This is a genomic window from Escherichia sp. 20412-1 (genome assembly GCF_003027595.1).
In the GTDB taxonomy this organism is placed as follows: Bacteria; Pseudomonadota; Gammaproteobacteria; order Enterobacterales; family Enterobacteriaceae; genus Escherichia; species Escherichia marmotae.
This window is the reverse complement of sequence record NZ_PYQM01000079.1, coordinates 1-5,689: the sequence shown is the minus strand read 5'-3', so window position 1 is coordinate 5,689 and position 5,689 is coordinate 1. Positions and strand designations below refer to the sequence as shown.

Below are 5,689 nucleotides of genomic sequence, written 5' to 3'. Positions count from 1 at the left end.
AATCGTAACGGGATACCAGATCAAGGGCCTGTCCAATGTGCATAAAAAAATCCGGAAACGAGTGAGCGTTTCCGGATTCTTACACAGCCACTGGATCGGTCAACTGATCCTTAACTGATCGGCATTAGAGCTCAAGGGCTGCCGTTTTGTGTTTCAGAATTCTGTTATGTATTACTGCTGTTTGCGGCGATGATTTTCGCGACTTTTTCAGCTTGTGCATTCATCTGCATCTGACGGTAAGCATTTTCCATTAGTGGCAGAGCATCACGTGTAGCCTGAGTATCCGGGAAATCACGCAGCATGCCTTCTACACGGTTAACGACAGCAACCCATGCGCCGCGTTCTGTATAGTACTCGGCAACAGAGTATTCATATTTCGCCAGGCGATCTTTCAGGAACACCAGACGTTTGGTGGCATCGGTGGTGTACTGACTGTTCGGATAGCCGCGAACTAATTTGGAAAAGTCACTAAACGCAGCTCGAGCATGTTGAGGATCGCGATCGCTACGGTCAACGCCAAAGAATCCTTGTAGCGCACTGTCATCCAGTGCCATATTGGTCAGGCCACGCATATACATGACATAATCGATATTCGGATGGGTCGGGTTCAGGCGAATAAAACGATCGATGGCAGCCTGTGCTAACGGCAGATCGGCGTTTTTATAATAGGCGTAGATGAGATCCAACTGCACCTGCTGTGAATACGGACCAAACGGATAGCGATTATCTAACGCTTCCAGTTGCGTTATTGCCTGTCTCCAGTTACCGTCCTGCAGCTTTTGTTGTGCAGTCGCGTAAATTTCATTTGGCGGATTATCAGGTACTTCTTCCTTTGAACCCGAGCAACCCGCCAAAAACAGGCTTAATGTGGCGGCTGCCACCAGATATTTCATGCGCGTCATGACGTTTTGACTTTCCTCAAAATGTATTACGGGAGATTCTCTGTTCCTGCTCCCGGTTAAGACCAGCTACAATAGCACACTATATTAAACGGCAAAGCCGTAAAACCCCAACGATAAACGAAGAAGCAGTATATATGGCACAACGAGTACAACTCACTGCAACAGTGTCCGAAAACCAACTCGGTCAACGCTTAGATCAAGCTTTGGCCGAAATGTTCCCGGATTATTCACGTTCGCGGATAAAAGAATGGATCCTCGACCAGCGCGTGCTGGTTAACGGCAAAGTTTGTGATAAGCCGAAAGAAAAAGTATTGGGTGGCGAGCAGGTTGCCATCAACGCCGAAATTGAAGAAGAAGCGCGTTTTGAACCGCAGGATATCCCACTGGATATCGTCTATGAAGATGAAGACATCATTGTTATTAATAAACCGCGCGACCTGGTTGTACATCCTGGCGCGGGTAACCCTGATGGCACGGTGTTGAATGCGTTGCTTCATTACTATCCGCCAATTGCAGATGTTCCGCGTGCGGGCATTGTCCATCGTCTGGATAAAGACACGACGGGTTTGATGGTTGTGGCAAAAACGGTTCCAGCTCAGACGCGTTTGGTGGAGTCTCTGCAACGGCGTGAAATTACCCGTGAGTACGAAGCCGTAGCGATTGGTCATATGACTGCGGGTGGCACGGTGGACGAGCCAATCAGCCGCCATCCCACCAAACGCACCCATATGGCGGTGCATCCGATGGGCAAACCAGCGGTCACTCACTATCGCATCATGGAACACTTCCGTGTGCACACGCGTCTGCGGTTGCGTCTCGAAACAGGACGTACGCATCAGATCCGCGTGCATATGGCGCATATCACTCATCCGCTGGTGGGTGATCCGGTTTATGGTGGTCGCCCGCGTCCGCCGAAGGGGGCGTCGGAAGCGTTTATCTCCACGCTGCGTAAGTTTGATCGTCAGGCGCTTCACGCAACGATGCTACGTCTCTATCACCCGATTTCCGGTATCGAAATGGAATGGCACGCGCCTATCCCACAAGATATGGTTGAACTGATTGAGGTGATGCGCGCCGATTTCGAAGAGCATAAGGATGAAGTGGACTGGTTATGAGTAAGTTGATTGTCCCGCAGTGGCCGTTGCCAAAAGGTGTTGCGGCCTGTAGCTCTACCCGTATTGGCGGCGTTAGCTTACCGCCTTACGATTCTCTCAATCTGGGGGCCCATTGTGGTGATAACCCGGAACACGTTGAGGAGAATCGCAGGCGACTTTTTGCTGCGGGCAATTTGCCTTCAAAACCGGTGTGGCTTGAGCAGGTACATGGGAAAGATGTTCTAAGGCTTACTGGCGAACCTTATGCCTCTAAACGGGCGGATGCATCTTATAGCAACACACCTGGCACGGTTTGCGCTGTGATGACTGCCGACTGCCTGCCTGTGCTGTTTTGCAACCGTGCGGGAACGGAAGTCGCCGCTGCTCATGCTGGCTGGCGTGGACTTTGCGCTGGTGTGCTGGAGGAGACAGTTTCTTGTTTTGCTGATAAGCCAGAAAACATTCTTGCCTGGCTGGGACCCGCAATTGGTCCGCGCGCCTTTGAAGTGGGGCCGGAGGTTCGCGAGGCATTTATGGCAGTAGATGCCAAAGCGAGCGAGGCTTTCATTCAGCGTGGTGATAAATATCTGGCGGATATTTATCTGCTTGCCCGGCAGCGTCTGGCGAACGTCGGTGTTGAACAAATTTTCGGTGGTAATCGCTGTACATACACTGAAAATGAGACTTTCTTCTCTTATCGTCGCGACAAGTGCACGGGTCGTATGGCAAGTTTCATTTGGCTGATATAACCTAAAGAATCAAGACGATCCGGTACGCGTGATTTTCTTTTCACATTAATCTGGTCAATAACCTTGAATAATTGAGGGATGACCTCATTTAATCTCCAGTAGCAACTTTGATCCGTTATGGGAGGAGTTATGCGTCTGGATCGTCTTACTAACAAATTCCAGCTTGCTCTTGCCGATGCCCAATCACTTGCACTCGGGCACGACAACCAATTCATCGAACCACTTCATTTAATGAGCGCCCTGCTGAATCAGGAAGGGGGTTCGGTTAGTCCTTTATTAACATCCGCTGGCATTAATGCTGGCCAATTGCGCACAGATATCAATCAGGCATTAAATCGTTTACCGCAGGTTGAAGGTACAGGGGGCGATGTCCAGCCTTCACAAGATCTGGTGCGCGTTCTTAATCTTTGCGACAAGCTGGCGCAAAAACGTGGTGATAACTTTATCTCTTCAGAACTGTTTGTTCTGGCGGCACTTGAGTCTCGCGGCACGCTGGCCGACATCCTGAAAGCAGCAGGGGCGACCACCGCCAACATTACTCAAGCGATTGAACAAATGCGTGGAGGTGAAAGCGTGAATGATCAAGGAGCCGAAGACCAACGTCAGGCTTTGAAAAAATATACCATTGACCTTACCGAACGTGCCGAACAAGGTAAACTCGATCCGGTAATTGGTCGTGATGAAGAAATTCGTCGTACCATTCAGGTACTGCAACGCCGTACTAAAAATAACCCGGTACTGATCGGTGAACCTGGTGTCGGTAAAACCGCCATCGTTGAAGGTTTGGCGCAGCGTATTATCAATGGCGAAGTACCGGAAGGGCTGAAAGGCCGCCGCGTACTGGCGCTGGATATGGGCGCGCTGGTGGCTGGGGCGAAATATCGTGGTGAGTTTGAAGAACGTCTGAAAGGCGTGCTGAACGATCTGTCGAAACAGGAAGGCAACGTCATTCTGTTTATCGATGAGCTGCACACCATGGTGGGCGCAGGTAAAGCCGATGGCGCAATGGACGCCGGGAATATGCTGAAACCGGCACTGGCCCGTGGTGAACTGCACTGCGTGGGCGCGACCACCCTTGATGAATATCGCCAGTACATTGAAAAAGATGCGGCGCTGGAACGTCGTTTCCAGAAAGTGTTTGTTGCCGAGCCAACGGTGGAAGACACCATTGCTATTCTGCGTGGCCTGAAAGAACGTTACGAGCTGCACCACCATGTGCAAATTACTGACCCGGCAATTGTTGCAGCGGCGACGTTGTCTCATCGCTACATTGCTGACCGTCAGTTGCCAGATAAAGCCATCGACCTGATCGATGAAGCGGCATCCAGTATCCGTATGCAGATTGACTCAAAACCGGAAGAGCTTGACCGACTCGATCGTCGAATTATCCAGCTTAAGCTGGAACAACAGGCGTTAATGAAAGAGTCTGATGAAGCCAGTAAAAAACGTCTGGATATGCTCAATGAAGAACTGAGTGACAAAGAACGCCAGTACTCTGAGTTAGAAGAGGAGTGGAAAGCAGAGAAAGCGTCACTCTCTGGCACCCAGACCATTAAAGCCGAACTGGAACAGGCGAAAATCGCCATTGAACAGGCGCGCCGTGTAGGTGATCTGGCGCGGATGTCCGAACTGCAATACGGCAAAATTCCGGAGCTCGAAAAACAACTGGAAGCGGCTACACAGCTCGAAGGCAAAACCATGCGTCTGTTGCGTAATAAAGTGACTGACGCAGAAATTGCTGAAGTGTTGGCGCGTTGGACGGGCATTCCTGTTTCTCGCATGATGGAAAGTGAGCGCGAAAAACTGCTGCGTATGGAGCAAGAACTGCACCATCGTGTTATTGGCCAAAACGAAGCCGTTGATGCGGTATCTAACGCCATTCGTCGTAGCCGTGCGGGGCTTGCGGATCCTAATCGCCCGATTGGTTCGTTCTTGTTCCTCGGTCCAACGGGTGTAGGTAAAACCGAACTCTGTAAGGCGCTGGCGAATTTTATGTTCGACAGTGACGAGGCGATGGTTCGTATCGATATGTCCGAGTTTATGGAGAAACACTCGGTGTCTCGTCTGGTTGGTGCACCTCCGGGATATGTGGGTTATGAAGAAGGTGGCTACCTGACTGAAGCGGTGCGTCGTCGTCCTTATTCCGTCATTCTGCTGGATGAAGTGGAAAAAGCGCATCCGGATGTATTCAACATTCTGTTGCAGGTTCTGGATGACGGACGTCTGACTGATGGGCAGGGGAGAACGGTCGATTTCCGTAATACGGTGGTCATTATGACCTCTAACCTCGGCTCCGATCTGATCCAGGAACGTTTCGGTGAACTGGATTATGCGCGCATGAAAGAGCTGGTGCTCGGCGTGGTTAGCCATAACTTCCGTCCGGAATTCATAAACCGTATTGATGAAGTTGTGGTCTTCCACCCGTTGGGTGAACAACATATCGCTTCGATTGCCCAGATCCAGTTGAAACGTCTGTACAAACGTCTGGAAGAACGGGGTTATGAAATCCACATTTCTGACGAGGCACTGAAACTGCTGAGCGAGAATGGTTACGATCCGGTTTATGGTGCACGTCCTCTGAAACGTGCTATCCAGCAACAGATCGAAAACCCGCTGGCGCAGCAAATACTGTCTGGTGAATTGGTTCCTGGCAAAGTCATTCGCCTGGAAGTTAATGAAGACCGCATTGTCGCCGTCCAGTAAATGATAAAACGAGTCCTTCGGGGCTCGTTTCTGTCTATAAGTTAGACGGAAAAGACCATGCTCGGGGTGTTTTGCCTGAAAATTGAGCGAACGATAAAGTTTTTATATTTTTCGCTTGTCAGGCCGGAATAACTCCCTATAATGCGCCACCACTGACACGGAACAACGGCAAATAAGCCGCCGGGTCAGCGGGGTTCTCCTGAGAACTTCGACAGAGAAAAGCGAAAAAATGCTTGACTCT

At 50.4% G+C, this 5,689-nt stretch carries 4 protein-coding genes; 3 read left to right on the top strand and 1 reads right to left on the bottom strand.

Annotated elements, in window-relative coordinates:
- Window positions 1–164 precede the first annotated feature (164 nt).
- Window positions 165–902, bottom strand: coding sequence for an outer membrane protein assembly factor BamD (gene bamD, locus C7B16_RS23605; protein WP_000197680.1), 738 nt, complete (start codon window positions 900–902; stop codon window positions 165–167).
- Window positions 903–1,036: 134 nt separating this feature from the next.
- On the opposite strand from bamD, the gene rluD reads away from it, so the two are divergent.
- The 3 genes from rluD to clpB all read left to right on the top strand — a co-directional run bounded on the left by rluD (window position 1,037) and on the right by clpB (window position 5,448).
- A complete protein-coding gene (gene rluD / locus C7B16_RS23600) occupies window positions 1,037–2,017 on the top strand; it encodes a 23S rRNA pseudouridine(1911/1915/1917) synthase RluD (RefSeq protein ID WP_000079112.1) in 981 nt (326 codons plus the stop codon).
- On the top strand, window positions 2,014–2,745 hold the full coding sequence (yfiH, locus tag C7B16_RS23595) for a purine nucleoside phosphorylase YfiH (protein WP_000040161.1): 732 nt from the start codon (window positions 2,014–2,016) through the stop codon (window positions 2,743–2,745). Before rluD ends, yfiH begins: the two co-directional genes overlap by 4 nt.
- Window positions 2,746–2,874: 129 nt before the next feature.
- On the top strand, window positions 2,875–5,448 hold the full coding sequence (gene clpB / locus C7B16_RS23590; RefSeq protein WP_001516905.1) for an ATP-dependent chaperone ClpB: 2,574 nt from the start codon (window positions 2,875–2,877) through the stop codon (window positions 5,446–5,448).
- The last annotated feature ends 241 nt before the right edge of the window (window positions 5,449–5,689 follow it).

What these genes read in the sequence shown, in the direction of transcription:
- bamD (WP_000197680.1), bottom strand. Translation starts at nt 902, where the DNA reads ATGACGCGCATGAAATATCTGGTGGCAGCCGCCACATTAAGCCTGTTT.
- rluD (WP_000079112.1), top strand. Translation starts at nt 1,037, where the DNA reads ATGGCACAACGAGTACAACTCACTGCAACAGTGTCCGAAAACCAACTC.
- yfiH (WP_000040161.1), top strand. Translation starts at nt 2,014, where the DNA reads ATGAGTAAGTTGATTGTCCCGCAGTGGCCGTTGCCAAAAGGTGTTGCG.
- clpB (WP_001516905.1), top strand. Translation starts at nt 2,875, where the DNA reads ATGCGTCTGGATCGTCTTACTAACAAATTCCAGCTTGCTCTTGCCGAT.